Genomic DNA, 25,967 nt, shown 5'->3' on the forward strand with positions numbered 1-25,967 from the left:
AGGGTCGCATTTCGGTGAGGACTGCGTGAAACGCCGCCTCCGCGTGGCATTTTGATCGCAGCAAGCGCGAAATTCGCAATCAAATTGCCGACGTCCGCGTTCGCGCGGGCTTTTTCTTTTGCGCTGCAGCAACCATCTGGGTGATGGTGGAGTTTGATCCGAGCTGAACTGAAGACGTGACTGCTGAAGACGAGACTGCCAAGGAGCCGCCGTTGTCCCTCGCCGAGAATGTTGAGTATTTGCGACGGCTGCGCGAGCTGAAGGGGATCTCCGTCTTCGGTGACCTGCAGGGTCAGGCGCGCCCCGCGCCGGAGTGTCCGCTGATCGAGGTCGAGAGCTTCGGCAGCAATCCCGGCCGGCTGAAGATGTTTGCCTATGTGCCGGCGCAGCGCCAGCCGCTGCTGCCGGTCGTGGTCGTGCTGCATGGCTGCGGACAGAGCGCGGCGGAGTATGATCTCGGCGCCGGCTGGTCGACGCTCGCCAAGCATTTCGGCTTCGCGCTCTTGATGCCGGAGCAGCAGCGCATCAACAATCCGCAGCGCTGCTTCAACTGGTTTCAGTCCGAGGACATCACCCGCGGCCAGGGCGAGGTCGGCTCGATCCGCGAGATGATCGCGCGCATGGTGGCCGACTGCGCCATCGACGAGAGGCGGATCTTCGTCACCGGGCTTTCAGCCGGCGGTGCGATGACCATGGCGATGCTGTCGGCGCATCCAGATTTGTTCGCGGCCGGCGCCGTCATCGCCGGCCTGCCGTTCGGCGCCGCGCGCAATATGCGCGACGCCATCCTGCAGATGCGGATGCCGCCGGCGCGCCCCGCCGGCGAGCTCGGCGATCTCGTGCGCCGCGCCTCCAACCATCGCGGCAAATGGCCGAAGCTGTCGGTGTGGCACGGCACCGCCGACTATACGGTGCATCCCGACAATGCCGGCGAGATCGTCAAGCAGTGGCTCGATTTGCATCATCTGCCGTTGGCGCCGATGGCCGCGAACAATGTGAACGGCTATCCGCATGAGCAGTGGTGGAATGCCGACGGCGAGACGATGGTCGAATCCTATACCATCACCAACATGGCGCATGGCACGCCGATCGGAATCGCCGCCAACGACAAGCGCTATGGCAAGGCGGGGCCGTTCCTGCTCGAGGCCGGCATCTCCTCATCCTATCTGATCGCAAAGTTCTTCGGCGTCACCGATTGGATCCGGCAGCCGAAGCCGGCGGTGACATCGCCGAGCACCAAGCTCATTCCCGAGGTGTCGCCGATCTCGGCGCTGCCGGCGCTGACGAAGATCCTGCGCCGGCCTGACGATGCGCGCGCCGCAGAGCCGACGGAGGCCGCGCCCGAGCCCGCCAAGCCTGCACGACCGCGGCCTGCGCGCGCCAAGCCGAACAGCTCCGCGGCAAGGCCGCCGAAGCGCAAGGCCGAGTCGTCCAGCGCTACGCCAGCGCCGAGCGAGATCAAGGCGCTGAGCGCAGTGCCGGCTGACGCGCCCGCCGAGGTGAAGCCGCCCGTGGCCAAGCCCGTGGTGGCCAAAGCCATCGACATGACGCCGGCCGATCCATCGCCGGTCGTTGTGGTGAAGGCCCCACCGATTCCCGCCGCGCCGGCCCCGGAGTCGAAGCGCCGACGCGTCATCGACGTCGCCGCCGTGATCGACCGCGCGCTGAAGGCCGCCGGTCTCAAGTGATCCGCATTCCCGCCGGGTGATGCGAGCCGCGTCGAAGCCCCAAGGCGCGCTCTCCCTTTACTTCTCCCCGTCGGGGGAAGTCGGCGCGCAGCGCCGGGTGAGGGGGCTCGCGACATCGAGGCACTGTAACCCCTCACCCGGATGGCATCTGGCGATGCCATCCGACCTCTCCCTTCGGGAGAGGTGAGGGGGGGGCTCAGCTTTCGAGCAAACCTCAGGCCATGCCTGTCAGGAACGGGTTGGTCATCCGCTCCTGGCCGAAGCTCGAGCCGGCGCCGTGGCCGCAGATGAAGCCGATGTCGTCGCCGAGCGGCAGCAGCTTGTCCTTGATCGAGCTGATCAAGGTCTCATGGCTGCCGCCGGGCAGGTCGGTGCGGCCGACCGAGCCGTTGAACAGCACGTCGCCGACATGGGCGAAGCGCATCTGTTTGTTGAAGAACACGACGCTGCCTGGCGAATGTCCCGGGCAATGCAGGATATCGAACACGAGCTCGCCGATTTCGACGGTGTCGCCTTCTGCAAGCCAGCGGTCCGGCGTGACGTCGCGCACGCCCGTGATGCCGAACCGCTTGCCGCTCTCGACGACGTTGTCGAGCAGGAACTTGTCGGCGATATGAGGGCCCTCGATCGGCACCTTCAACGCATCGCGCAGATCGGCGGCCCCACCGACGTGATCGATATGGCCATGCGTCAGCCAGATCTTCTCCACGGTGACATTGGCTTGCGCGATCGCCGCCTGGATGTTCGGCACGTCGCCGCCGGGATCGATCACGATCGCCTTCTTGGTGGCCTCGCACCACAGGATGGTGCAGTTCTGCTCAAATGGCGTGACGGGCACGATCATCGCGCCGGCCTTGGCCTTGGTCTGGTTTGGCTCGCTCATGCCGCCAGCATGCCGATTTTTCGCAATGCGCCAAGCGAAAAAGTCTGTTGGCGGGTGGCGCGGGCCGCGGTGTGAACCTGCCGCCGGTTCCTGCGTTGGGCCGCACGGTTGCGAGCAGAAAGCGGTTCGAGATGGCGGAGCAGGGCGCCTGGTGGCGCGAGGGGATTTTCTACCAGATCTATCCGCGCTCGTTCCAGGACAGCGACGGCGACGGGGTCGGCGACCTCACCGGCATCATCCACCGTCTGCCCTATCTGATGACGCTCGGCGTCGACGCGATCTGGCTGTCGCCGATCTTCACCTCGCCGATGGCCGATTTCGGCTATGACATCGCCGACTACACCGGCATCGATCCCCTGTTCGGCACGATGGAGGATTTCGACGCGCTGGTGAAGGCCGCGCATGAGGGTGGACTCAAGGTGATCCTCGACCTCGTGCCGAACCACACCTCCGACCAGCATCCGTGGTTTCTGCAGGCGCGGCAATCGCGCGACGATCCGCATCGCGACTGGTACATCTGGCGTGATCCGGCGGATGATGGCGGGCCGCCGAACAACTGGCTGTCGGAGTTCGGCGGCAGTGCGTGGCAGTTCGATTCCGGGACAGGCCAGTATTACTATCACGCCTTCCTGGCGCAGCAGCCGGACCTCAACTGGCGCAATCCGGCGGTGCGGGCGGCGATCTACAACGTCATGAGGTTCTGGCTCCGCAAGGGCGTCGACGGCTTTCGCGTGGACGTGATCTGGCACCTGATCAAGGACGCGGAGTTTCGCGACAACCCGGCCAATCCCGACTATCACGGCGGCCGGCCGCCGCACGAGCAGATCATCTCGCGCTATTCCGCCGATCAGCCGGAGGTGCACGAAGTCGTCGCGGAGATGCGCGCTGTCATGGACGAGTTCGATGATCGCGTGCTGATCGGCGAGATCTATCTGCCGCTGGAGCGGCTCATGACCTATTACGGCAAGGATCTCGGCGGCGCGCACCTGCCATTCAACTTCGCGCTGCTTTCGGCGCCCTGGCATGCCCGCGAGATCGAGACCATCATCGCCGACTACGAGGCGGCGCTGCCGACGGGGGCGTGGCCGAACTGGGTGCTCGGCAATCACGACCGGCCGCGGGTGGCGAGCCGTGTCGGCGAAGACCAGGCCCGGGTCGCGGCGATGCTGTTGCTGACCTTGCGCGGCACGCCGACACTGTATTACGGCGACGAGATCGGCATGCATCAGGTGGCGATCTCGCCAGAGCAGGTGCGCGACCCGTTCGAGAAGAATGTGCCGGGCATCGGCGTCGGCCGCGACGGCTGCCGCACCCCGATGCAGTGGAGCGCGCTGCCGGGAGCGGGCTTTACGAATGCGTCGCCGTGGCTGCCGGTGGCGGATGATTACACGCGCGAGAACGTCGTCAATCTCACAGCCGACCGGCGCTCCATCCTCAATCTCTACCGTGCCCTGATCCGGCTGCGGAAGGCGCATCGCCTGCTCGTGAGCGGCAGCTATCGCCCGGTCGCCGCGCAAGGCGATCTGCTGCTCTACCGCCGCGAGGGCGACGGCGAAGTCTTGACGATCGCGCTCAATCTCGGCGACGAGCCGGTCTCGATCGCCACAGAAGGATCAGGCCTCGACGGCGCGATTCTGCTCTCGACCTGGCTCGACCGCGATGGCGAGCGCATCGACGGCACGCTGGATCTGCGCGGTAATGAGGGTGTGGTGATCGGGCGGGCGGTGTAGCAAAGTCGGAGATCTCGCTGCTCCGTCACATCCGGTGTTGTCCGGGAGGGGCCGACGCCGTTGACGTGTGCCGACAACGGCGCCATATCCGCGGTTCAAGCGGAGGATTTCAGGTCTCCGCAATGAACTTCGTGATACAAGTGTCAAAAGGATGCCCGGAGCTTGGTAACGGCAATGCCGCAAAGGACGTTGGACAGTGTCACGGCAGCCGTGACCACGATCAATACGCCACTGCCGGTCCGCATCGACGAGCCGACGTTGCTGGCCTGCCTCAAGGCGAAGACGCCCGAGCCGAAATGGCGCGTCCACGTGCAGGCGTTCTTTGACGAGATCGACGTTTCCGTCATCCATCAACTTGTCCTCGACAAGGCCGTGACGTTCGAAGATCTATCGAGGGCAATCGACATTTGGCACGTCGCGGGGGCCGAGAATGAAAGATGGGTCAGGGAAATGGCGGCCTTCGAGATGGCAAGACCTCATGCAGAAGGCGCTGCTCGCGCTCGATAGTCTGGAGGGCGGCCCCGGGGCCTGGACGTTCGGCGGCGGCACGGCGCTCGCGCAGAGCTTCGATCATCGCGTCAGTTACGACGTCGACATCTTTCTGGACTCGAGCGCCGCGCTGAAGCGCCTCGCGCCCAACATGAACGCTATCACGAAGGCGCTCTGCGACACGTGGCAATGGCCGGGGAAGTACCTGAAGCTGATATTGCGGGACGTCGGCGAGATCGACTTTCTGAACGCACCCACCTATACTGATGACCCGACCTACCCGTTGAGCATTGGCGAGCGCGTCATCCCCGCAGAGCGGCCGGCGGAGATCATAACCAAGAAGCTGATCTACCGCGCATCGACGTACACCGCGCGCGATGCGTTCGACCTCGCTGCGGTCTATCACTATGACCGCCGGGCGCTGGCCCAGATTGCGCAGTCTCCGGCCATCACCGGAGCGGTCGTCTCCTCTGCGAAGAACCGGCTCAATCTCGCCAGGCACCAATTTCAGTCCGACATGCGGGGGGTCATCAATGCCACCCCACGCGGCGAGACGTTCATTGACGACGCCTGCGAATTGGCCTTGCAGGCTCTCGCGGAGATTTCGAGTCTCGTGCAGAAGAAGGAAGCCGAGCCAGGTTGAAGTGACAGATCCCGCGGGCCGAAATGTTCAGCTGCCAGGTGCGTGTTGTGGATCTGCGCGGCCATGAAGGCGTGGTGATCCGGCGAGGTGTGTCGTAGCCGGCCATTGTTGCTCGATGGCGGCGCCTCACCCTCAGTGTCGTCCCGGGCTTGACCCGGGACCCATACTCACAGGGAGGCGTTTGAGGCAGGCTGGCAACTCCGAGTCCTCGCCACATGACGGCCTGTGGTTATGGGTGCCGGGTCCAGCCCGGGACGACACCGAGTTTGATGATGCCGAGTGATCAACTCATACGTTGTGGTCGTGTGCTTGCTGCGCTCATCGCCGTCGCAGCTTCTTTACCTTCTTCACCGGGCTCTCCGTCTCGATGTCGCTCCGCCGCAGCAGATAGTCCAGGCCGCCGATGCGGTACCAGCGGTAGCCATAGGGCTCCAGCACCAAAGTATGGCGGCCGCTTTCGTCGGCGTGGCTGTGATCTTCCGAGAGCAGATTGATCAGCAGCTTGCCGGTGTCGTCGGGCAGGCCCACGTCGAAGCTGATCTCGCGCGGCTTCTCGTCGAGATTGTGCACGATCAGCACCGAATTGTTGCGCCAATCGTAGCGCATGATCAGCACGGCGGGGTCCTTGGTCGCGATGACGGCAAAGTTGCCCCAGCCGATCTCCGGCACCTCCTTGCGCATGCGGATGATGCGCTCGGTCCAGTTCAGCATCGAATTGGGATCGCGGCGCTGTTTGGCGGCGTTGACATGGTCATAGCCATAGGGGCCGTGATCGATGACAGGCGAAACAGAGGTTTCGCTCTTGGTGAAGCCGCCATGCGGCTCGGTCGACCATTGCATCGGCGTGCGCGCGCAGTTGCGCTCAGGCAGGCTGAGATCGTCGCCCATCGCGAGCTCGTCGCCGTAGCGGATGACGGGCGTGCCGGGCAGGGTGAACATCAGGCTGTAGGCGAGCTCGATGCGACGGCGATCGCCGCCGAGCATCGGCGCCAGGCGGCGGCGAATGCCGCGGTCGTAGAGCTGCATGCTCTTGTCCGGCCCGAATGCCGCGAACACCGCGTCGCGCTGCTGCTTCGTCAGCCGCCCGAGATCGAGTTCGTCGTGATTGCGCAGGAACAGGCCCCATTGCGCCGAGGCCGGACGCGGCTTGGTCGCCTGCAGCGCCTTCGCCAGCGGCCTGACGTCGCAGGCGGCGAGCGCATAGAACAGATGCTGGTTGACGTGGAAGTTGAACATCATCTGCATGCGGTCGCCGTCGTCGCCGAAATACTCCATGTCGGTTTCGGGCAGCACATTGGCCTCGGCCAGAATGATCGCCTCGCCCTGACGCCATTGCAGGAATTCCCTGAAGGTGCGGAGCATATCGTATTGCTCGACCGGCTTCTTGATATCGGCGCCCTTGGTCGCGATCACGAACGGCACCGCGTCCATGCGAAAGCCGGAGACGCCGAGCTGGATCCAGAAGCCCATGATCTTCAGGATCTCGGCCTGCACCTCCGGATTGGCCGTGTTGAGATCGGGCTGGAAATCGTAGAAGCGATGGAAGTAGTACGCGCCGGCCTCTTTGTCGCGCGTCCAGGTCGTCTTCTGCACGCCGGGAAACACCATCCCCTTGTCGGCATTGGCCGGCTTCTTGTCCGACCAGACATACCAGTCGCGGTAGCGCGAGTCCTTCGAGCTGCGGGCATCGAGAAACCACGGATGCTGGTCGGAGGTGTGGTTGACCACGAGGTCGATGATCACGCGGATGCCGCGCTGCTGGCAGCCATGGGTGAACTGCACGAAATCGCCGAGCGTGCCGTAGCGCGGATCGACATTGTAGTAGTCGGCCACATCATAGCCGTCGTCGCGCTGTGGTGACGGCTGGAACGGCATCAGCCAGATCGCGGTGATGCCGAGACCATGCAAGTAATCCAGCCGGCGCGTCAGGCCTTTGAAGTCGCCGATGCCGTCGCCGTCAGCGTCCATATAGGTGCCGACCGACAGGCAGTAGAACACGGCGTTCTTGTACCAGAGATCATCGATCATGGACGGCGCTCCGTTGCGCCGCCCAGTCAGCGGCCGCTTGTTAAGCGGAAGGCCGGCGCCGGGTTCCGGTTCCCCGCGCAAAGCGTGCTTGGGCGGCTTTCAGAATCGGCTATGCTGTGGCGATGGAATCCTCCGCCGCCAGGATCAGCCTCGTCCCCGTCGACCGCCGCCAGTCGGAGACGGCGCTGGCGATCGCGCGCGGCACCTCGCGGCTGCTGCGCTCGCTGGGCTTCGCCACCATCAGCGAGCTGCCGCTGCCGTCGGGCCGGCGCGCCGATCTCGTGGCGCTGAACGAGCGTGGCGAGATCTGGATCGTCGAGATCAAGTCGTCGCTGGAGGATCTGCGCGCCGATCACAAATGGGAGGAGTATCGCCTCCATTGCGACCGGCTGTTCTTCGCCTTCACGCAGGACTTGCCCTGCGAGCTGTTTCCGCAGAGCACCGGGCTGATCGTGGCGGACGCCTATGGCGCCCATCTGCATTGCGAGGCGCCCGAGCACAAGCTGCCGGCCCCGACGCGCAAGCTGATGACGGTCCGCTTCGCGCTCGCGGCCGCCCAGCGCATGAGCCGGCTGATCGACCCGCAAGGCCATCTCGGCGATTGATGGTGGCGGGCCGCGCCTCGCAATCGGTCGATTCCCTTATCAGGCACATGATACCGTCCCGGACGATTTGTGCCCGAGAATGAGGCTTTGTCGTCTTGTAAGACGATACAGACCTCGCCGGCGGATTCATTTCGCAGCTTTGCCCGACAATTGCCCCGCATGGGGCGCAACAATCCGGAACAATCTTAACGTTCGAACGGTATCCAGCCCAGGGGTGCAGACAGGGACGGGCGATGCGTTGGCTGGTCTTGGCGATGACATTGCTGTTTGCGACGCAGCTTCACGCAGAGGAAATGGCGTTCTACGTCATTGGCGTGGGCGCGGATTCCTGCGAGCGCTTCATCGCCGCCGCCGAGGAGCAGCCGCCGGGCACCTATAAGGCGATCGGCAATCCCGACGGGCCCTATGTCAACGCCATCTCCAAATATCAGCAATGGATGATGGGCTACGTCTCGGCGGTCAACGCCGCGCGCGGCGACGAGGGCATGCAGATCAAGCTCGATCTCACCGAGATGGACAGCTGGATGCGCAACTGGTGCAGCCGTAACCAGCGCCGCACGGTTTTCCATGCGCTGCAGGCGTTCGTGAAGTCGCATTGAAATGAGGCTGGCGCGCCTATTTCGGCGCGCGCTTCGCCAGGATGCGCTGCAGGGTGCGGCGGTGCATGTTGAGGCGGCGCGCGGTTTCCGAGACGTTGCGGTTGCACATCTCGTAGATGCGCTGGATGTGCTCCCAGCGCACGCGGTCGGCCGACATCGGGTTCGACGGCAGCTCGGACTTCTCGCTGGTGGTCGCCAGCAGCGCCGCGACGACGTCGTCGGCATCCGCGGGCTTCGCCAGATAGTCGACGGCGCCCATCTTCACAGCGGTCACGGCGGTGGCGATGTTGCCGTAGCCGGTCAGCACGATGGCGCGGGCCTCGGGGCGCTTGCGCTTGAGCGCCGACACGACTTCGAGCCCGTTGCCGTCACCGAGCCGCAGGTCGACCACGGCGAAGGCCGGGGCTGCCTTGCCGATCTCGGAAATGCCTTCGGCCACGCTCTCGCAGGACGTGACGGTAAAGCCGCGGGTTTCCATGGCGCGCGACAGCCGCTCCAGGAATGGCTTGTCGTCCTCGACGATGAGAAGGGAGCGGTCCGGGTGATTCGTCAGTTCGGCGATGGCGCCCACGGTCATATCCTCAGGAGAAGGCTCGATGGCTACGAGACGATCTGTGTCAGCATCATATGGTCTGCCGGTCCGGCGCTGCCAAGATCGCGGGTTGCCGCAGTCTGCGGCGTGACGCCGCGCAGGCGCGCCCAGCTCTGTATACCAGCGCGGGTGCCGTTCATGCGTCCGGCTTCGCCTCCCCGCCGTCCTCGCTGGCCTCGAAGCGCCGCCGGGGCCAGGAGATCTGGACAACGGCGCCGTGGTCCGGAAAGGTGCGATTGCTGAAAGAGACCTTGGCGCCGGTGCGCTCCAGCAAGGTGCGGGCGATGAACACGCCGAGCCCCAAGCCGCCGCCCTGGGTACCCCCCTGGCCATCCTCGCCGCTGCGCCGGCGCGACAGATAAGGCTGGCCGATCCGCTTCACGATATCAGGGGCGAAGCCCGGTCCATCGTCGGAGATCACCAGCTCGACGACGTCGTTATTCCACCAGGCATTCACCTCGACCGTGTCGCGGGCGAAGTCGACCGCGTTTTCGAGGATGTTGCCGACGCCGTAGAGGATTGCCGGATTGCGGGTGCCGACCGGCTCCTTGGCGGCGGCCACGGCGACGCGGACCTTGATCTCGACGCCGAAGTCGCGGTGCGGCGCGACGGTCTCCTCGATCAAGGTCGACAGCTTCATCCGGTCGAACATCGAGCCGGTCGACGAGAGCTGGGTGATCTTGCCGAGGATATCGCGGCAGCGCTGGGCCTGCTCGCGCAAGGTCTTGATGTCGGACGTGACCTGGCTGTTGTCCTGCAACGCCCGCTCCAATTCGCGCGAGATCAGCACGATGGTGGCGAGCGGCGTGCCGAGCTCATGCGCGGCTGCCGCGGCGAGGCCGTCGAGCTGGGTGAGATGCTGCTCGCGCGCCAGCACCAGCTCGGTGGCGGCGAGCGCATCCGACAGCTTGCGCGCCTCCTCGGTGACCTGGAAGGCGTAGAGGCTGGTGACGCCGATCGCGAGCGCGATCGAGAGCCAGACGCCGAACAGATAGATCGGCGGAAAGATCAGCGGCTCCTCGCCCTCCCAGGGCAGCGGCAGATGCATGAAGAACAAAGCGGTGGCGCAGGCCACCGCAAGCAGCCCGAGCATGATCGTCAAGCGCACGGGCAGGGCGGTCGCTGCGATCAGCACCGGCGCCAGGAACATGTAGGAGAACGGATTTTCCAGCCCGCCGGTGAGATAGAGCAGCACCGTCAGCTCGATGATGTTGAGCGCGAGCAGGCCGCCGGCATGCGACGGCTCCAGCAGTTGCATCGGGTTGAAGGCGATCTGCAGGCCGAGATTGAGCAGCGCCGAGATGCTGATGACGGCGAGGCAGGGGACGACAGGCAGGTCGAACTCCAGCCCCTGCACGACGATGAAGATCGCGCTGAGCTGCCCGAGCGCCGCGAGCCAGCGCAGCCGCAGGATGGTGTCGAGCCGGACGCGCTGGCGCGGATGGCGATAATCCGTATCGGGCGCGTCGATGATCAGGGCATCGGTGATGGCTTCGGTCATGGTTGGGAACTTTAAACCCGCGCAGGCGCGGCGACAAATCGGCCCGGCCGTTGGTGGCCTGTTGCGGTTTGCGGCACAATGCCTCAATGAACCCAGGACATGACGCAAGATGACGCAGCGCCGACGCCTTCGTCGGCTTCCGGTTCAGGCTCGCCTGCGATAGCGGTGTCGCGCCTGACCAAGATCTACAAGACGGCCACGGCCGTCGACGGCATTTCGTTCGCGATTCCCTGTGGCAGCATCACCGGGCTGCTCGGCGGCAATGGCGCGGGCAAGACCACGACGATCGCGATGATCATGGGGCTGGTGCAGCCGACCTCCGGCAGCGTCGAGGTGCTCGGCCACAAGATGCCGGACGAGGCGGCCGCCGTGCTCGGGCGGATGAATTTCGAGAGCCCCTATGTCGACATGCCGATGCGGCTCACGGTGCGGCAGAACCTCACCATCTTCGGCCGGCTCTATGCGGTGGACCATCTCAAGGAGCGTATCGCCGAGCTCGCCGCGCAGCTCGACCTCACGGATTTCATCGACCGCGCCAGCGGCAAGCTGTCAGCCGGACAGAAGACGCGTGTTGCGCTCGCCAAGGCGCTGATCAATGATCCCGAGCTCCTGCTGCTCGACGAGCCCACCGCCTCGCTCGATCCGGACACCGCCGATTGGGTGCGCGGCCATCTCGAGCGCTATCGCAAGCGCCGCAACGCCAGCATTCTGCTCGCCTCGCACAACATGCTGGAGGTCGAGCGGCTCTGCGACCGCGTCATCATCATGAAGCGCGGCCGGATCGAGGACGATGACAGCCCGGCCCAGATCATGGCGCGCTACAACCGCTCGACGCTCGAGGAGGTGTTCCTCGACGTCGCCCGCGGCCGCGACCGGGAGGCCGCCCAATGAACGATCTGTCCTTGCGCATCGCGCCGCATCGCATTGGCGCGATGGTCCTGCGCTACTGGTATCTGCTGCTGTCGTCCTGGCCGCGGCTGCTGGAGCTGATGTACTGGCCGACCCTGCAGATCATCACCTGGGGCTTCCTGCAGACTTACATTGCCTCGAATGCCGGGTTCTTCGCCCGTGCCGGCGGCACGCTGATCGGCGCCGTCATCCTGTGGGACATCCTGTTCCGCGGCCAGCTCGGCTTCTCGATCTCCTTCCTGGAGGAGATGTGGGCGCGCAACATCGGCAATCTGATGATGAGCCCGCTCACCCCGATCGAATTCCTGCTGTCGCTGATGACGATGAGCCTGGTCCGGCTCGCCATCGGCATCATCCCGATGACCCTGATCGCGGTGTGGTTCTTCGACTTCAATTTCTACAGCCTCGGCCTGCCGCTGATCGCGTTCTTCTGCAACCTGATCTTCACCTCCTGGGCCGTCGGCATCTTCGTGTCGGGTCTCGTGCTGCGCAACGGGCTCGGCGCCGAGAGCATCGTCTGGACCCTGATGTTCGCGCTGATGCCGCTCGCCTGCGTCTATTATCCGGTGCAGGTGCTGCCGCACTGGCTGCAACTCGTCGCCTGGTCGCTGCCGCCGACCTATGTATTCGAGGGCATGCGCGCGCTGCTGACCGAGCATGTTTTCCGCACCGACCTGATGCTGACCGCGCTCGGGCTCAATGCCGCCCTGCTGTTGGCGTCGTTTGCGGCATTCATTGCTCTGTTACGTAGCGCGCGCCGCGCCGGCTCGCTGCTGTCGTCGGGTGAATAATTGCGTTTTCCCGTGGATTTTCGGGCTCATTTCGCTTCTTTGAGGCACCAACTCGTAATGCACCGCATTGACGCTTAATTACGCATTCGGCAGTATGCTGCGCTGCAGAGAGGGTCGAACGAGAATGCCGATAGGTGAGTTTGGCGGTGCACCGCCCCTGGCGTCGGAAGGCAGTCCTGTCCTGACGACGCCGATGTACTGGATGTACGAAATGGCGCATGCCTCGCTCAATCCGGCGCGCGCTGTCACCGACGCCACCAAGATCCTGTTTCAGAACCCGCTCAATCCGTGGGCGCACACCGAGATGGGCAAGTCGATCGCGGCGGCCTGCGAATTGTTCGAGCGCACCACGCGCCGCTACGGCAAGCCCGAATGGGGCCTCGATGAGACCGAGGTCAACGGCGTCAGGACGCCGGTCGAGGTCCGCTCGATCTGGGAAAAGCCATTCTGCCGTCTGCTGTATTTCGATCGCAAGCTGACGCGCCCGCTGCGCGCCCCGCAGCCGCGCCTCCTGATCGTGGCGCCGATGTCCGGCCATTACGCGACGCTTCTCCGCGGCACGGTCGAGGCGTTCCTGCCGACGCATGAGGTCTACATCACCGACTGGTCGGACGCGCGCATGGTGCCACTGGCCGAAGGCCGTTTCGACCTCGATGACTACATCGATTACGTCATCGAGATGCTGCGCTTCCTCGGCACCAACATGCATGTCATGGCGGTGTGCCAGCCGGCGGTGCCGGTGCTCGCCGCGGTGTCGGTGATGGAGGCCGAGCGCGATCCGTTCGCACCGCTTTCGATGACCCTGATGGGTGGCCCGATCGATACGCGGCGTAACCCCACGGCGGTGAACAACCTCGCCCAGGAGCGCGGCATCGACTGGTTCCGCAACCACGTCATCACCAAGGTGCCGTTCCCGCATCCCGGCGTGATGCGCGACGTCTATCCGGGCTTCCTGCAGCTCAACGGGTTCATCAGCATGAACCTCGACCGGCACGTCGACGCCCACAAGGCGCTGTTCGCCAACCTCGTGAAGGGCGACGGCGACCAGGTCGACAAGCACCGCGACTTCTACGACGAGTATCTCGCGGTCATGGACCTCGCTGCGGAATATTATTTGCAGACGGTCGAGACGGTATTCATCCGCCACGCGCTGCCGAAGGGCGAGATGACTCACCGCGGCACGCTGGTCGATCCATCCAAGGTGACCCGTGTGGCGCTGATGACGGTCGAAGGCGAGAAGGACGACATCTCCGGTCTTGGTCAGACCGAAGCGACGCATGCGTTGTGCTCGTCGATCCCGGATCATCGCCGGGTTCACTACGTGCAACCGGGTGTCGGTCATTACGGCGTGTTCAACGGCTCGCGATTCAAGTCGGAGATCGTGCCGCGCATCAACGACTTCATGCTCTCAGCAGCAGATCCCAAGTCGCTGCTTGCGATTGCTGCTGAATAGCGTCGAGTCCAGGGTTCTGCGCAGTCGAATCCGACTGCGCGTTAACTCTTTGAAGAGGCTTCGAAAACTCGATTTCAGGAGTGACTCAAGCAGTGAATGTGGCGTCGCTGCTTGAGCGATGCTTTTGAATCTGAATTCATTGTCTGAGGCCGCGGGGAGGCCCAAGCTCTGGGGTGCGGAACCCCGGGAGCCCCTGTATGTTGGGCAAATGATTTGTTTTTGCGCCGAGCGCTTTCCCTAGCGGTGGATATGGCAAAATCCGGGCGAGTTCTTCCCTCCCGGACTGACAGAAATGGCCACTCGCGCGCTACTCTATCGGCGGCCCGCCGAACCTTCGCGTCTTCTCGTCAAGCACGGCTCGCAAATCTACTCGATTAGATTGCGGCGTCACCGTCGTGCGCGACGTTATACACTGAGAATCCATCCGTCGGATCGCGAAGCGATCCTGACGATGCCGCCGCGCGGCACCATCATCGAAGCGAAGGACTTCGCGCAGCGTCACGGCGCATGGATCGCGGCGCGTCTCGGCCGTCTGCCGAAGGCCGCACCGTTCCTGCCCGGCACCTTGGTGCCGTTGCGCGGCGTGCCGCACAAGATCGTGCATCGCGCCGGCGAGCGCGGCACGGTGTGGACCGAGACGCGCGACAGCGGCGAGAAGATCCTCTGCGTCGCCGGCGGCATCGAGCACACCGAGCGCCGCGTGCTCGACTTCCTCAAGCGCGAGGCACGTCGCGACCTGCAGAAGGCGTCCGACGCCTATGCCGAGCAGCTCGGCGTCAAGGTGAAGCGGCTGTCGATCCGCGACCAGTCGAGCCGCTGGGGCTCGTGCACCTCGGCCGGTTCGCTGTCGTTCTCGTGGCGCCTGATCCTCGCGCCGCCCTTCGTGCTCGACTATCTCGCGGCGCATGAGGTCGCGCATCTGATCGAGATGAACCACTCGCCGCGGTTCTGGAAGGTATGCGGCAAGATCTGCGGCTCGGTCGAGCGCGCCAAGAAGTGGCTCGACACCTGCGGCAACGATCTGCACCGCTACGGCGTCGAGGACTGAGACATCGACCATCGCGACGACAATGGCCCGGCCTCATGGTCCGGGCCATTTGCTTGAGTTCCGCCATCTCGCAAGAAGCGGCCGGCGAGCTATCGAATTCTTAAGCCTTCTCGCACGCAACCAGAGGAGTCCGTCCAATTCGGCGGCGCTTTAACGTGGCTGTAACGACGACCTCTCAGATTCGAGCGTGATCAACCCCCCAAGGTGACGCCCCAGCGAGCTGCCGGGTCGTTCGCTGCAACCCAAGTGCTGATCGTTTCTCCGAAAACGTGCAGCGCGCCTCGAATCGAACGATGCTTGCAAGCGAGTTTCAACCGGCCGCCTCCGCTCCACTGCTCTCGGCCGCGTTCGAGCGTGCGTCCGAAGCGATCCTCTTTCTCGACGGCAACGGCCGCGTCCATCACGCCAACAAGGCCGCCGCTGCGCTGCTGCGGCGTGATGTTGCCAGCCTGACCGGGGCCGAGCTTTCGGATCTCGGCGTGCCTGCGGACGCAATGCCCGCGCCGCTGGCGGCGGAGGAGCCGGCCGACGATACGGTGGACACCGAGCCTGCGCGCGACGAGGCCGATTTTGCCTGCGAGCTGACGATCCGCCATGAGGACGGCTCTCGCCATCGCGTTCACCTGACCCGCTACGAGCTGCCGCCCGGCCCGACGCCGGTGCGCGCGATGCTGCTGATGCGCGACGTCACGTCCGAGGTTCAACTGCGCGAACGCAACGCGCTGATGACGTCGGTGGCCGATCGCAGCAACCGCGCGGTCATCGTGACGGATCACGACCTGAACATCCTCTACACCAATGCCGCCTTCACCGGCATCTTCGGCTACGCCGCCGAGGAGGCGCTCGGCCAGCAGGTCGAGAAGCTGCTGGTCGGCCCGTGCACCGACCCAGCGATGGTCGAGCGATTGAAGCAGTGCATTCTCGATGAGCAGGGCGTCGAGGAAGACCTGCTGATCTATGACAAGGCCGGCCACGAAATCTGGACGACGGCGCATGTCAAGGCGCACCGCAACCGTCACGGCAAGGTGAAATATCTCGTCGGCCTGCTCAGCGACATCAGGGAGACCAAGCAGCTCCGCTCGCTGCAGCAGCTGATCATGTCGTCGCTGGCGTCCGATGTATCGATTACGACCATCGCCGACCAGCTGTGCCGCCAAGTCGAGCAGCTGGCGCCCGACGTCGTCTGCTCGATCCTGCATGTCGATGCCGACGGCAAGATTCATCCGCTCGGCGGACCCAGCCTGCCCACGGCCTATTCCGAGAGCCTCGACGGCGTTGCGATCGGGCCGGATGTCGGCTCCTGCGGCACCGCGGCCTATCTGGGCGAGCCGGTGCTCGCGCGCGACATCGATAGCGACTCGCGCTGGCAGCCTTACAAGGCCGGCCCGCTGGGCGCCGGCCTGCGCGCCTGCTGGTCGACCCCGATTCAGGGCAAGGACGGCCGCGTCATCGGCACCTTCGCCTTCTATTTCCGGGAATGCCGCGGGCCGAGCCTTTGGCACGAGCAGATCGTACAGGCTTGCGTCCAGCTCGGCGCGCTGGCGATCGAGCGCCAGGAGGTCCGCTCGACGATCTCCCAGGTCGCCTATCACGACATGCTGACGGGCCTGCCCAATCGCGCCCGCATCCCGTCGATGATCGCCGAGGCGATCAAGGCCTGCCCGGAGGGCAGCCATCTCGCCGTCGCCTTCCTCGACGCCGACAATTTCAAGGATGTCAACGACACGCTCGGCCATGCCGCCGGCGACGAGTTCCTGGTCGGCTTCGCCAATCGCCTGCGGGCGCAGATCCGCCCCGGCGATATGCTCGGCCGGCTCGGCGGCGACGAGTTCGTGATCGTGCTGCAGAACCGCGATGCGCTCGAATGCTCGCTGGCGGCGGCGCGGATCACCGCGGCGCTGGCGATGCCGCTGACCATCGGCAAGCGCCAGGTGCCGATGTCCGCGAGCATGGGACTCAGCCTTTATCCGGACAACGCCACCGACATCGAGACCCTGATCAAGCAGGCCGACGGGGCGATGTACAAGGCCAAGCGCGCGGGCCGCGCGACCTATCGCTTCTTCAGCGCCGACATCGACAAGCTCGCCGAGGAACGGCTGATGCACTCGACCGCGCTGCGCGAGGCGATCGCCAGCGAGGCGCTGACCCTGCATTACCAGCCACAGATCTGCACCAGGAACGGCGCGATCCATGGCGTCGAGGCGCTGGCGCGGTGGCATGATCCGGTGCTGGGCGAGGTGTCGCCGGCCAAGTTCATCCCGCTCGCCGAGGAGTGCGGCCTGATCGAGCAGATCGGCGTGTGGTCGATCAAGACCGCCTGCCAGCAGATGGCGTCGTGGCGCCGCGCCGGTCTCGACATCCCCTGCATCTCGGTCAACCTGTCGCCGATCAACTTCCAGAACGTCAACCTGGCGGCTGTCGTGGCGCAGATCCTGGCCGCCAACGATTTGCCGGCGAAGATGCTGATGCTGGAGATCACCGAAGGCGTGATCCTCAACGAGCGCGCCACGGTGATCGCCACCATGAGCGAGCTCCGCAATATGGGCGTCGGCCTGTCGCTCGACGATTTCGGCACCGGCTATTCCAGCCTCAGCCGGCTGGCGCAACTGCCGATCCACGAATTGAAGATCGACCGCAGCTTCATGCGCGATTTCGAGAACGACCAGGGCACGCGGGCGATCGTCACTGCGGTGGTCCGTGTCGGCCAGAGCCTCGATGTCAAGGTGGTGGCCGAGGGCGTCGAAACCGAGCCGCAGCGCAAGCTGCTTGCCGAGCTCGGCTGCGACGCGATGCAGGGCTTCCTGTTCGCGCGCCCGATGGCTGCCAGCGCCTTCAGCCGCTGGCTGCTCGACTATAGCGCCCATCGCGCCAGCTTGATGCTGCGGCAGGTCGGGCGTGCCCTGGCGCAGGCGACACGGCCTGCCAAGGCCGAAGCATCGACGCCGCCGGTCGCGGCCGTCGGCTGATCGGCGCGGGCCTTCCTGTCTCCCCCTCGCGAACGGCTCGCGGCGTCCAACGACGTCGCGACAAACGACCCTGTAAGTTAGTTACCCCGTCATGCCGGGGCCCTGGGGCTGAATGAGATCAGCTCAGCGCTGACCACCGAACAATCGATCGACCAGCCAGCCGTCCAGGCCGGCCGCGGGCTCGGGCCGGATGTTGCCGCGGCCGGGGCTCGGCGCCGACGAGCGCGCCGCGTAGGCCGCATTGGGCGCGGGGGCAGGGGCCGGCGGCGCCGTGATCTGCGAGGCGATCTGCGCGAGCGTCGGCACCAGCCCCGAGCCTTGCGCATTCGGCAGCGCCGCGACGGGCACGCCCTGATGCGCTGATCGCATGAAGCGGGTCCAGACCTCGACCGGCAGGCCGCCGCCGGTGGCCTTCTTGGTCGGCGAGTTGTCGTCATTGCCGAGCCAGACGCCGGTGACGAGCCGCGCGGTGTAGCCGATGAACCAGGCGTCTCGGAAATCCTGGCTGGTGCCGGTCTTGCCGGCGGCGACCCAGCCGGGGATCTCCGCCTTCTTGGCGGTGCCGGAGATCAGCGTCTCCTGCATCATCTGGTTCATCATCGCGACGTTGCGCGGCTCGATCACCTGCGCCGCCTGCTCGTTCTGGCGCATATAGAGCAGCTTGCCGTCGAGCGTCTTGATCCGCGTCACCACATGCGGCGACACGGCGAGCCCGCCATTGGAGAACGGCGCGTAGGCGCCGACCAGCTCGATCATCGACACCTCGGAGGTGCCGAGCGCGATCGACGGGTTGGGATCAAGCTTGGAGGCAATGCCGAGCCGGTGCGCTGTGCGCACCACGTTCTTCGGACCGACCTCGAGGCCGACCCTGACAGCCACGGTGTTGAGCGACATCGCCAGCGCCTGGGTCAGCGTCACCGCGCCGAAATATTCCTTGGTATAGTTCTCCGGCCGCCAGCCCTTCAGATCCAGCGGCGCGTCCTGCCGCACCGTGTCCGGCGTGAGGCCCTGCTCGATCGCGGTGAGATAGACGAATGGCTTGAACGCCGAGCCGGGCTGGCGCTTCGCGGTGACCGCGCGGTTGAACTGGCTGTCGGAATAATTCCGGCCGCCGACCATGGCGCGGACGGCGCCGTCAGGCGTCATCGCCACCAGCGCGCCCTGGCTGACGTTGAACTTGACGCTCTTGGCCGCGAGCTCGTCGATGATGGCGGCTTCCGCCACGCTTTGTAGCTTCGGATCGATCGTGGTCTCCACCACGATCGACTCCTCGACCTGGCCGACGAGGTCGTCGAGCACCTCGCCGATCCAGTCGGCGACGTAGTTGACGGTGCCGGCGCCGGCCGGCTTCACCGCCACGGAAGGATGCGCGATCTGCGCCTGCGCCTGGGCATCGGTGATGAACTTGGCGTCGGCCATCGCCGCCAGCACGGTCTGCGCACGCTTGGCCGCGCCTTCCGGATTGCGGTTCGGCGCCAGCCGCGATGGCGACTTCACGAGGCCCGCGAGCATCGCGGCCTCGGCCACCGTGACCTGCCGCGCCGACTTGCCGAAATAACGCTGTGCCGCCGCTTCGACGCCATACGCACCGGAGCCGAAATAGACGCGGTTGAGATACAGCTCGAGAATCTCGCGCTTGGAATATTTGCGCTCCAGCCACAGCGCCAGCTCCGCCTCCTGCAGCTTGCGGGCGAGGGTGCGCTCCTGGGTGAGGAACAGGTTCTTGGCGAGCTGCTGCGTCAGGGTCGAGCCGCCCTGCGACACGCCGCGATGCAGGATGTTGGCGACGACGGCGCGCGCAATGCCGATCGGATCGATGCCGAAATGCTGATAGAAGCGGCGGTCCTCGATGGCGATGAACGCCTTCGGCAGATAGGGCGGCAGATCCTTCAGCGCGACATTGGCGCCGGCCATCTCGCCGCGCTGCGCCAGCATAGTGCCGTCATAACCCACGATCTCGATCGTCGGCGGCCGCTTCGGGATCTCCAGCGACTGGATCGGCGGCAGATGCGCGCCGGCCCAGATCACGACGCCGACCAGCGCGATCACGCCCCACAGGCCGCACACGACAGCCCAATAGGCCATGCGGCCGATCGACATCCCCCAGCGCGATTTGCCGCGGGCAGGCTTCGATTTCGGGGGGGTGGGTTTCGGCTCGCGCGCCGGCACATCGTCCTCGTCGTCCGGCTGCACCGGTTTCTTCTTCGCCGATTTCTTCGGCGTGTCCTCGCTTGCCGGAATACGGTCCTTGGGATCGAGGCGCAGATCGGCCATCGCCGCCGCAAGGCCGAAACGCGGCTCCTTGCGACCGCCGCCGCCCTGTTTCCGTCCCCGCGCCATACGCAACCCGAGCCCTGCCGTCCGACCACGGTAATGTCCGGAGTTTAAGGGGCAGTTAGGAAAACCTTAACGCGCAATTAGGAGTTCCGCGGTGTTCACGCCGCGTTATGGTTAAGCCGAGGTAAACAACGAACAGGCGAGGAAGCTGATGGGCCATATCGATCCCACCAAGGAGGTGTTCGCGCAGTTTCGCGACAACGACCGGCCGGGTCCGATCCACATGCTGAACCTGGTGCGGCTTCGCAAGGAGGCCGCTTATCCCGATGGCCGCAAGGCCAGCGGCGCGGAAGCCTATGCCGCCTACGGCCGCGAGAGCGGACCGGTGTTCGAACGCCTCGGCGGCCGCATCGTCTGGCAGGGCCGCTTCGAGCTGATGCTGATCGGCCCGCAGCAGGAGCGCTGGGATCACTGCTTCATCGCGGAATATCCGTCCGTGCAGGCCTTCGTCGAGATGATCCGCGATCCGGCCTATCGCGAAGCAGTAAAGCACCGGCAAGCGGCCGTGGAGGATTCGCGGCTGATCAGGCATTCGGTGCTGCCGGTGGGCAAGAATTTTGGCGAGGTGCCGCAGGCGTGACAACGTTGCTCTCCTGTTAGTTGGATAGGGGTACGAGCCGCGCAAACGGTACGTTCCCTCCCCCCTTGTGGGGGAGGGCTAGGGAGGGGGGTAGCCACGGAGACGGTCGCCCGGAGTACCCCCCTCCCCAACCCTCCCCCACAAGGGGGGAGGGAGCACAGCGGAGAGCGGCGACAGAGAAAGCCTAACAACAGCATAGTCGCCGCTTGCGTATCACATAAGTATATGCTTATGTCTCGCCATGATCGAGAGCGACATCTTCAAAGCCCTGGCCGATCCGACGCGCTACGCGATCTTCGAGAAGCTCGCGGCCGGCAGCATGAATGCCAGCGCGCTGCGCGAGGGCATGACGATCAGCCAGCCGGCGATGTCGCAGCATCTGGCGGTGCTGCGCAATGCCGGGCTGGTGCGGGAAGAGCGGCAGGGCCGGTTCGTCAACTACGAGGTCGATCCCGATGGCTTGGCGCGGATTGCGCGTTGGCTGGCGAAGTATCGCGCCTACTGGCCGTCACGGGTCGATGCGCTGAAAACCTTGCTGAAGGACATGGACCAATGACCGATTTCAAGGCTGCCTCGCAGGACGAAGACCTCGTTCTCGACTACGACCTGGACGCGCCGCCGGAGAAGGTCTGGCGCGCCATCAGCAGTCCCGCGCTGCGCGAGACCTGGCTGCCGTCAGGCGACCTCGCCGATGCCGCGCCGATCTCGTCGATCTCAGGCGAAGAAGTCCGCTACCGCATGCGCGACGACGAGCCGCCCTACCTCGAAAGCATCGTGACGTTCCAGCTCACGCCCAATGCGGACGGCGGGACGCGGCTCAGGATCATCCACGGGCTGCCCGCCACGACGCTGCTGCGGCAGATGCCACGCGCGGCCAACAGCAACGCGCACTGTCTGATGCGCGCGGCCTGATCCGTCCCTTCCTCACCCGAAACCAACCAGCCTGGAGGTCGCCGATGCGCGAAACGATGCAGCTCGTCCCGATGGTCATCGAGCAATCCAGCCGGGGAGAACGCTCCTTCGACATCTATTCGCGGCTGCTCCGCGAGCGCATCGTGTTCCTCAACGGCGAGGTCAATGACACCGTCTCCGCTCTGGTCTGCGCGCAGTTGCTGTTTCTCGAAGCCGAGAACCCGAAGCGGCCGATCCATCTGTACATCAATTCGCCCGGCGGCGTGATCACCAGCGGGCTCGCGATGTACGACACGATGCAGTTCGTCAAGGCGCCGGTGCACACGGTATGCATGGGCACGGCGCGGTCGATGGGATCGTTCCTGCTGATGGCCGGAGAGAAGGGTGAGCGCACGGCGCTGCCCAATGCCAGCCTCCACGTCCATCAGCCGCTCGGCGGCTTTCAGGGCCAGGCGTCGGACATCCTGATCCACGCGAGGGAGATGGAGCAGACCAAGCGCCGCGTGATCCGGCTCTATGCCGAGCATTGCGGCCGCAGCTTTGAGGATGTCGAACGCACGCTCGACCGCGATCACTTCATGACGGCGGAGGAAGCGCTGGACTGGGGGCTGATCGACCGGGTGGTGAAGCAGCGCGACCTGGCGAGCGTCAGTGGCGATTGATCGTTTGCGGTCACCGCGTTCGGCGACCGGAGTTGGGGGCGTATCCATCTCCAGGCCGTCATGGCCGGGCTTGTCCCGGCCATCCACGTCGTCCGGCAAGGTTGGGTAGGCGTGGATGCCCGGGTCAAGCCCGGGCATGACGGAGAAACTAAGTGCGAGGATCAGTTGGAGCGTCAGATCGATGGCTCCATAAGCGACCACCAAGCGTTCTTTGTGGGCCACCGCGCTTGACCACGGAAAAGGTATGTTCCCTCCCCCCTTGTGGGGGAGGGCTAGGGAGGGGGGTGGCCACAAAGACGGTCGCCCGGAGTACCCCCCTCCCCAACCCTCCCCCACAAGGGGGGAGGGAGCGCAGTGGAGTGCTTGGCGCGATCCTTTTCTCTCTCTCGCGCGCGCGCTGAATGGCGGGACCGATCACGCCAGTGCGATCTACCCCGCCGCGCCCGTGTCCTCGATGATCGGGCCGAACAGCTCCCAGCGTTCGCCGTTGAAGCGCATCATCTGCATCTGCTTGTTGACGCGGAAGTCGGTCGGCGAGGTGTTGATGGAGAGGCCGGGCAGCGCGAGGCTCGGGACGAAGCCCTTGATGTTGGCGGCTTGGCGCATCACGTTGTCCCGCGTGAGATCGTCCCCGCATTGGCGCAGGATCTGTACCAGAAGCTCCGCCGTCGAATAGCCGTAGGTGTTGACCGTGTTGAGCTTGTCGCCTTCCGGATAATACTTGTCCATGAACTCGAAATAGGCCTTCACGCCGGGATCGTCCTTCCACTGCGGGTCGGCTGGGTCCTTGCCGTAATTCGTGCTGATGATGTCCTTGGAGATGTCGAGCCCGGCGGGCTTCAAGGTCGCCGACACCGGACTGGCATTGATGTCGAGGATGTGCACCGGCTTCCAGGCGAGATCGGCGAGCTTCTTGATCGCCTGCGCCGCGAATTTCGGCGTCGAGGCGTTGTAGAGCAGGTCGGCGCCGGACGCCTTCAGCTTGACGATCTGCGAATCCACGGTCGGATCGGACAGCTCGTAAGAGGCTTCCGACACGATCATGGTATCGGCCTTGGCGCCGAGGCCGCTGCGCAGCCCGGCGATGTAGTCGCGGCCGAGATCGTCGTTCTGATAGAGGATGCCGATCTTGGCGTTGGGATGGTTGGCGAGAATGTATTTGGCGTAGATCCGCCCTTCCGACTGGTAGTTCGGATTATAGGCGATGGTCCACGGGAAGTTCTGCGGGTCGGTGAAACGCGAGGCGCCGGTCGAGGCCAGCAGTTGCGGCACCTTCTTGGCGTTGAGATATTTCTGCACGGCGGCGTTCGACGGGGTGCCGATGATCTGGAAGGTGAACAGCACCTCGTCGCCTTCGACCAGCTTGCGTACCTGCTCGACCGCCTTCGGCGGCGAATAGGCGTCGTCGTACTGGATCAGACTGAGCTTGCGGCCGTTGATGCCGCCTTTGTCGTTGATCATCCGTAAGTAAGCCGCCTGGGTCTTGCCGATGCCGGCATAGGCGGACGCCGGACCCGAGAACGGCACGGTCTGGCCGATCTTGATCTCGGTGTCGGTGGCGCCGGTGTCGTATTTCTTCTGAGCGTAGGCGGATGAAGCAGGCAGCGTGACGGTCAGCGACGCGGCAAGCGCGATGGCACACGACTTGATGCCGACGAGACCGAACAGTGACGTTCTCATGCGAGTCCTCCCTCCGGTGATGTTTGTCGATGGTTCTTCTTGGTTGTTATCTCGCCATCGCTGCACGCGAGTGTGGAGGAAGCAAGTCGACAAGGCAACGCTTGTGGGAGCGACCAACCGGCGCAATCCGTGCCGCAATGCAAAAGGGCTGCGCGATTGCGCAGCCCTTTACCGGCGTTCACTTCGCCAGTGATAGGCGTGGCGAGAGGTTACATGATGGTGCGGCGACCCGGCTTCACCTCTCCCGGAGGGAGAGGTCGGATTGCATCGTCAGATGCAATCCGGGTGAGGGGCTGCGGCCTGACTTATCGTGTGGAAGCACCCCCTCACCCGGCGCTACGCGCCGACCTCTCCCCGACGGGGAGAGGTGGATTGAGGTCGTGGCAGCACCAACCAGCACGGTGGCAGGCGAACTAACCCGCCGCGCCCTTGTCCTCCAGGATCGGGCCGAACAGTTCCCACCGTTCGCCGTTGAACTTCATCATCTGCAGCTGCTTATTGACGCGGTAGTCGGTGGGCGACGTGTTGATCTTCATGCCCGGCAGCGACAGGTCGCCGACGACATCCTTCAGCGACGCCGCCTGCTTCATGACGTTCTCGCGCGTGAGATTGTCGCCGCACATCCGCAGGATCGTCACCAGCAGCTCGGCATTGCCATAGCCATAGGTGTTGAAGTTCGAGTTCTTGTCGCCATCGGGATAGTACTTGGCCATGAACTCGAAATAGCGCTTCATGCCCGGATCGTCCTTCCACTGCGGATCGAGCGGGTCCTTGCCGTAATTGACCGAGATCACGCCCTTGGACGCCTCCAGCCCGGCCGGCTGCAGCACCGCGCCCACCGACGTCGCATTGATGTCGACGATGTGCACCGGGTGCCAGTCGAGCTCGTGCAGCTTCTTGATCGCCTGCGCGGCCTGCTTGGGCGTCGCGGCCGAGAACAAGAGATCGGCGCCGGCCGCCTTGAGCTTGAGGAGCTGCGAATCGATGGTGGGATCGGAGACCTCGTAGGAGGCTTCCGCAACGATCATCGATGAGGCCTTGTCACCGAGGCCGGCCTTGATGCCGTTGAGATAGTCCTTGCCGAGGTCGTCGTTCTGATAGAGCACGCCGATCTTGGCGCTGGTATGCTCCTTCAGAATGTACTGGCCGTAGATGCGCCCTTCCGTGAAGTAGTTGGGATTGTATCCCATGGTCCAGGGGAAGTTCTTCGGGTCGGTGAACTTGGTCGCGCCCGTGGCCGCAAACAGCTGCGGCACCTTCTTGGCGTTGAGATATTTCTGCACCGCGGCGTTGGAAGGCGTCCCGATGATCTGGAAGGTCAGCAGCACCTCGTCGTCCTCGACCAGCTTGCGCACCTGCTCGACCGCCTTGGGCGGCGAATAGGCGTCGTCATACTGGATCAGCTTGATCTTACGGCCGTTGATGCCGCCCTGCTCGTTGATCATGTTGAAATAGGCGGCCTGGGTCTTGCCGATCGAGGCATAGGCCGAGGCGGGGCCCGAGAACGGCACGGTCTGGCCGATCTTGATCTCGGTGTCGGACGCGCCGGGATCGTATTTCTTCTGGGCCTGGGCTGACGTGACGGAGAGGGTGACGGCCAACGCGGCCGCACCGGCAAAACGGAAAATTCCCTGTCGCATGGGGTCTATCGTTCCTCCTGATGTTTTATGCGGCTGGTCTGCCCGGAGGGCGCCATCGCTGGGGAGGAGTGTGGAGGAAGGGCTGGGCGGACGCAAGGCGAGGCGGTTACGGGCGGCGGTTCCGCGGCGATGCCGCCATGACGGAGCCACGCTGGCTCAACAAGTTCGGTGTCGTCCCGGACAAGCCCGGCAACGCGCCAGCGTTGGCGGGCGCCGATCCGGGACCCAGCC

At 64.8% G+C, this 25,967-nt stretch carries 22 protein-coding genes; 15 read left to right on the forward strand and 7 right to left on the reverse strand.

Annotated features, from left to right (window positions below):
• Positions 1-212 precede the first annotated feature (212 nt).
• Positions 213-1,688, forward strand: a complete 1,476-nt coding sequence (locus ACVILH_RS08660; RefSeq protein WP_456716910.1) for an extracellular catalytic domain type 1 short-chain-length polyhydroxyalkanoate depolymerase — start codon at positions 213-215, stop codon at positions 1,686-1,688.
• A gap of 214 nt (positions 1,689-1,902) precedes the next feature.
• Here ACVILH_RS08660 and ACVILH_RS08665 read toward each other — a convergent pair whose 3' ends face one another.
• Positions 1,903-2,571 (reverse strand): MBL fold metallo-hydrolase, encoded by a 669-nt coding sequence (locus tag ACVILH_RS08665; RefSeq protein ID WP_456712511.1) that lies wholly within the window; start codon positions 2,569-2,571, stop codon positions 1,903-1,905.
• Between the two features lie 131 nt (positions 2,572-2,702).
• On the opposite strand from ACVILH_RS08665, the gene ACVILH_RS08670 reads away from it, so the two are divergent.
• From ACVILH_RS08670 to ACVILH_RS08680, 3 genes are all read left to right on the forward strand, one after another.
• Positions 2,703-4,301 carry an alpha-amylase family glycosyl hydrolase gene (locus tag ACVILH_RS08670; RefSeq protein ID WP_456712512.1) on the forward strand — a complete coding sequence of 533 codons (1,599 nt, stop codon included), beginning with the start codon at positions 2,703-2,705 and terminating at the stop codon, positions 4,299-4,301.
• A gap of 210 nt (positions 4,302-4,511) precedes the next feature.
• On the forward strand, positions 4,512-4,808 hold the full coding sequence (locus ACVILH_RS08675) for a hypothetical protein (protein ID WP_456712513.1): 297 nt from the start codon (positions 4,512-4,514) through the stop codon (positions 4,806-4,808).
• Positions 4,780-5,433: a nucleotidyl transferase AbiEii/AbiGii toxin family protein gene (locus tag ACVILH_RS08680; RefSeq protein WP_456712514.1), complete on the forward strand. Its 654-nt coding sequence runs from the start codon at positions 4,780-4,782 to the stop codon at positions 5,431-5,433. Before ACVILH_RS08675 ends, ACVILH_RS08680 begins: the two co-directional genes overlap by 29 nt.
• Before the next feature lie 318 nt (positions 5,434-5,751).
• Here the strand turns inward: ACVILH_RS08680 and ACVILH_RS08685 are convergent, their stop codons facing one another.
• On the reverse strand, positions 5,752-7,461 hold the full coding sequence (locus ACVILH_RS08685) for an alpha-amylase family protein (RefSeq protein ID WP_456712515.1): 1,710 nt from the start codon (positions 7,459-7,461) through the stop codon (positions 5,752-5,754).
• Between the two features lie 122 nt (positions 7,462-7,583).
• Between ACVILH_RS08685 and ACVILH_RS08690 the strand changes: the two genes are divergently transcribed.
• Together ACVILH_RS08690 and ACVILH_RS08695 are read left to right on the forward strand one after the other, a co-directional pair.
• Positions 7,584-8,066, forward strand: a complete 483-nt coding sequence (locus tag ACVILH_RS08690; RefSeq protein ID WP_456712516.1) for an MmcB family DNA repair protein — start codon at positions 7,584-7,586, stop codon at positions 8,064-8,066.
• Between the two features lie 233 nt (positions 8,067-8,299).
• Positions 8,300-8,665 (forward strand): hypothetical protein, encoded by a 366-nt coding sequence (locus ACVILH_RS08695; protein WP_456712517.1) that lies wholly within the window; start codon positions 8,300-8,302, stop codon positions 8,663-8,665.
• A 16-nt stretch (positions 8,666-8,681) separates the two neighbouring features.
• On the opposite strand, the gene ACVILH_RS08700 is transcribed toward ACVILH_RS08695, so the two are convergent.
• Positions 8,682-9,236, reverse strand: a complete 555-nt coding sequence (locus ACVILH_RS08700; RefSeq protein ID WP_456712518.1) for an ActR/PrrA/RegA family redox response regulator transcription factor — start codon at positions 9,234-9,236, stop codon at positions 8,682-8,684.
• A 157-nt stretch (positions 9,237-9,393) separates the two neighbouring features.
• A complete protein-coding gene (locus ACVILH_RS08705; protein WP_456712519.1) occupies positions 9,394-10,758 on the reverse strand; it encodes an ActS/PrrB/RegB family redox-sensitive histidine kinase in 1,365 nt (454 codons plus the stop codon).
• Positions 10,759-10,857: 99 nt separating this feature from the next.
• Here ACVILH_RS08705 and ACVILH_RS08710 point away from each other — a divergent pair, with 99 nt between their 5' ends.
• The 5 genes from ACVILH_RS08710 to ACVILH_RS08730 all read left to right on the forward strand — a co-directional run bounded on the left by ACVILH_RS08710 (position 10,858) and on the right by ACVILH_RS08730 (position 17,925).
• Complete coding sequence (locus tag ACVILH_RS08710; protein ID WP_456712520.1) at positions 10,858-11,649, forward strand: ABC transporter ATP-binding protein; 792 nt, start codon at positions 10,858-10,860, stop codon at positions 11,647-11,649.
• Complete coding sequence (locus ACVILH_RS08715) at positions 11,646-12,458, forward strand: ABC transporter permease (RefSeq protein ID WP_456712521.1); 813 nt, start codon at positions 11,646-11,648, stop codon at positions 12,456-12,458. Before ACVILH_RS08710 ends, ACVILH_RS08715 begins: the two co-directional genes overlap by 4 nt.
• A gap of 124 nt (positions 12,459-12,582) precedes the next feature.
• Positions 12,583-13,911 carry a polyhydroxyalkanoate depolymerase gene (locus ACVILH_RS08720; RefSeq protein WP_456712522.1) on the forward strand — a complete coding sequence of 443 codons (1,329 nt, stop codon included), beginning with the start codon at positions 12,583-12,585 and terminating at the stop codon, positions 13,909-13,911.
• 292 nt (positions 13,912-14,203) lie between these two features.
• Positions 14,204-14,959: a M48 family metallopeptidase gene (locus tag ACVILH_RS08725; RefSeq protein WP_456712523.1), complete on the forward strand. Its 756-nt coding sequence runs from the start codon at positions 14,204-14,206 to the stop codon at positions 14,957-14,959.
• A 293-nt stretch (positions 14,960-15,252) separates the two neighbouring features.
• Positions 15,253-17,925: an EAL domain-containing protein gene (locus tag ACVILH_RS08730; protein ID WP_456712524.1), complete on the forward strand. Its 2,673-nt coding sequence runs from the start codon at positions 15,253-15,255 to the stop codon at positions 17,923-17,925.
• Positions 17,926-18,048: 123 nt separating this feature from the next.
• On the opposite strand, the gene ACVILH_RS08735 is transcribed toward ACVILH_RS08730, so the two are convergent.
• Positions 18,049-20,265 (reverse strand): transglycosylase domain-containing protein, encoded by a 2,217-nt coding sequence (locus ACVILH_RS08735; protein WP_456712525.1) that lies wholly within the window; start codon positions 20,263-20,265, stop codon positions 18,049-18,051.
• A 148-nt stretch (positions 20,266-20,413) separates the two neighbouring features.
• On the opposite strand from ACVILH_RS08735, the gene ACVILH_RS08740 reads away from it, so the two are divergent.
• The 4 genes from ACVILH_RS08740 (at position 20,414) to ACVILH_RS08755 (ending at position 22,416) form a co-directional block, all read left to right on the forward strand.
• Complete coding sequence (locus tag ACVILH_RS08740; protein ID WP_456712526.1) at positions 20,414-20,842, forward strand: DUF1330 domain-containing protein; 429 nt, start codon at positions 20,414-20,416, stop codon at positions 20,840-20,842.
• Positions 20,843-21,065: 223 nt separating this feature from the next.
• The gene (locus ACVILH_RS08745; protein WP_456716911.1) at positions 21,066-21,398 is read left to right on the forward strand and encodes an ArsR/SmtB family transcription factor; all 333 of its coding nucleotides are present in this window, start codon (positions 21,066-21,068) and stop codon (positions 21,396-21,398) included.
• Positions 21,395-21,754, forward strand: a complete 360-nt coding sequence (locus tag ACVILH_RS08750; RefSeq protein ID WP_456712527.1) for an SRPBCC family protein — start codon at positions 21,395-21,397, stop codon at positions 21,752-21,754. The genes ACVILH_RS08745 and ACVILH_RS08750 overlap by 4 nt, the downstream gene beginning before the upstream one ends.
• Before the next feature lie 44 nt (positions 21,755-21,798).
• Complete coding sequence (locus tag ACVILH_RS08755; RefSeq protein WP_456712528.1) at positions 21,799-22,416, forward strand: ATP-dependent Clp protease proteolytic subunit; 618 nt, start codon at positions 21,799-21,801, stop codon at positions 22,414-22,416.
• Positions 22,417-22,845: 429 nt separating this feature from the next.
• Here the strand turns inward: ACVILH_RS08755 and ACVILH_RS08760 are convergent, their stop codons facing one another.
• Positions 22,846-24,096 (reverse strand): ABC transporter substrate-binding protein, encoded by a 1,251-nt coding sequence (locus ACVILH_RS08760; RefSeq protein ID WP_456712529.1) that lies wholly within the window; start codon positions 24,094-24,096, stop codon positions 22,846-22,848.
• Positions 24,097-24,509: 413 nt separating this feature from the next.
• The gene (locus ACVILH_RS08765; RefSeq protein WP_456712530.1) at positions 24,510-25,736 is read right to left on the reverse strand and encodes an ABC transporter substrate-binding protein; all 1,227 of its coding nucleotides are present in this window, start codon (positions 25,734-25,736) and stop codon (positions 24,510-24,512) included.
• Positions 25,737-25,967 lie beyond the last annotated feature (231 nt).

This window comes from Bradyrhizobium sp. USDA 4353 (assembly GCF_054063215.1).

Bases quoted from the DNA above. Each gene is read 5' to 3' on its own strand.
- ACVILH_RS08665 (WP_456712511.1), bottom strand. From the start codon at position 2,571: ATGAGCGAGCCAAACCAGACCAAGGCCAAGGCCGGCGCGATGATCGTG.
- ACVILH_RS08670 (WP_456712512.1), top strand. From the start codon at position 2,703: ATGGCGGAGCAGGGCGCCTGGTGGCGCGAGGGGATTTTCTACCAGATC.
- ACVILH_RS08680 (WP_456712514.1), top strand. From the start codon at position 4,780: ATGCAGAAGGCGCTGCTCGCGCTCGATAGTCTGGAGGGCGGCCCCGGG.
- ACVILH_RS08685 (WP_456712515.1), bottom strand. From the start codon at position 7,461: ATGATCGATGATCTCTGGTACAAGAACGCCGTGTTCTACTGCCTGTCG.
- ACVILH_RS08690 (WP_456712516.1), top strand. From the start codon at position 7,584: ATGGAATCCTCCGCCGCCAGGATCAGCCTCGTCCCCGTCGACCGCCGC.
- ACVILH_RS08695 (WP_456712517.1), top strand. From the start codon at position 8,300: ATGCGTTGGCTGGTCTTGGCGATGACATTGCTGTTTGCGACGCAGCTT.
- ACVILH_RS08705 (WP_456712519.1), bottom strand. From the start codon at position 10,758: ATGACCGAAGCCATCACCGATGCCCTGATCATCGACGCGCCCGATACG.
- ACVILH_RS08710 (WP_456712520.1), top strand. From the start codon at position 10,858: ATGACGCAAGATGACGCAGCGCCGACGCCTTCGTCGGCTTCCGGTTCA.
- ACVILH_RS08715 (WP_456712521.1), top strand. From the start codon at position 11,646: ATGAACGATCTGTCCTTGCGCATCGCGCCGCATCGCATTGGCGCGATG.
- ACVILH_RS08720 (WP_456712522.1), top strand. From the start codon at position 12,583: ATGCCGATAGGTGAGTTTGGCGGTGCACCGCCCCTGGCGTCGGAAGGC.
- ACVILH_RS08725 (WP_456712523.1), top strand. From the start codon at position 14,204: ATGGCCACTCGCGCGCTACTCTATCGGCGGCCCGCCGAACCTTCGCGT.
- ACVILH_RS08730 (WP_456712524.1), top strand. From the start codon at position 15,253: ATGCTTGCAAGCGAGTTTCAACCGGCCGCCTCCGCTCCACTGCTCTCG.
- ACVILH_RS08735 (WP_456712525.1), bottom strand. From the start codon at position 20,265: ATGGCGCGGGGACGGAAACAGGGCGGCGGCGGTCGCAAGGAGCCGCGT.
- ACVILH_RS08740 (WP_456712526.1), top strand. From the start codon at position 20,414: ATGGGCCATATCGATCCCACCAAGGAGGTGTTCGCGCAGTTTCGCGAC.
- ACVILH_RS08750 (WP_456712527.1), top strand. From the start codon at position 21,395: ATGACCGATTTCAAGGCTGCCTCGCAGGACGAAGACCTCGTTCTCGAC.
- ACVILH_RS08755 (WP_456712528.1), top strand. From the start codon at position 21,799: ATGCGCGAAACGATGCAGCTCGTCCCGATGGTCATCGAGCAATCCAGC.
- ACVILH_RS08760 (WP_456712529.1), bottom strand. From the start codon at position 24,096: ATGAGAACGTCACTGTTCGGTCTCGTCGGCATCAAGTCGTGTGCCATC.
- ACVILH_RS08765 (WP_456712530.1), bottom strand. From the start codon at position 25,736: ATGCGACAGGGAATTTTCCGTTTTGCCGGTGCGGCCGCGTTGGCCGTC.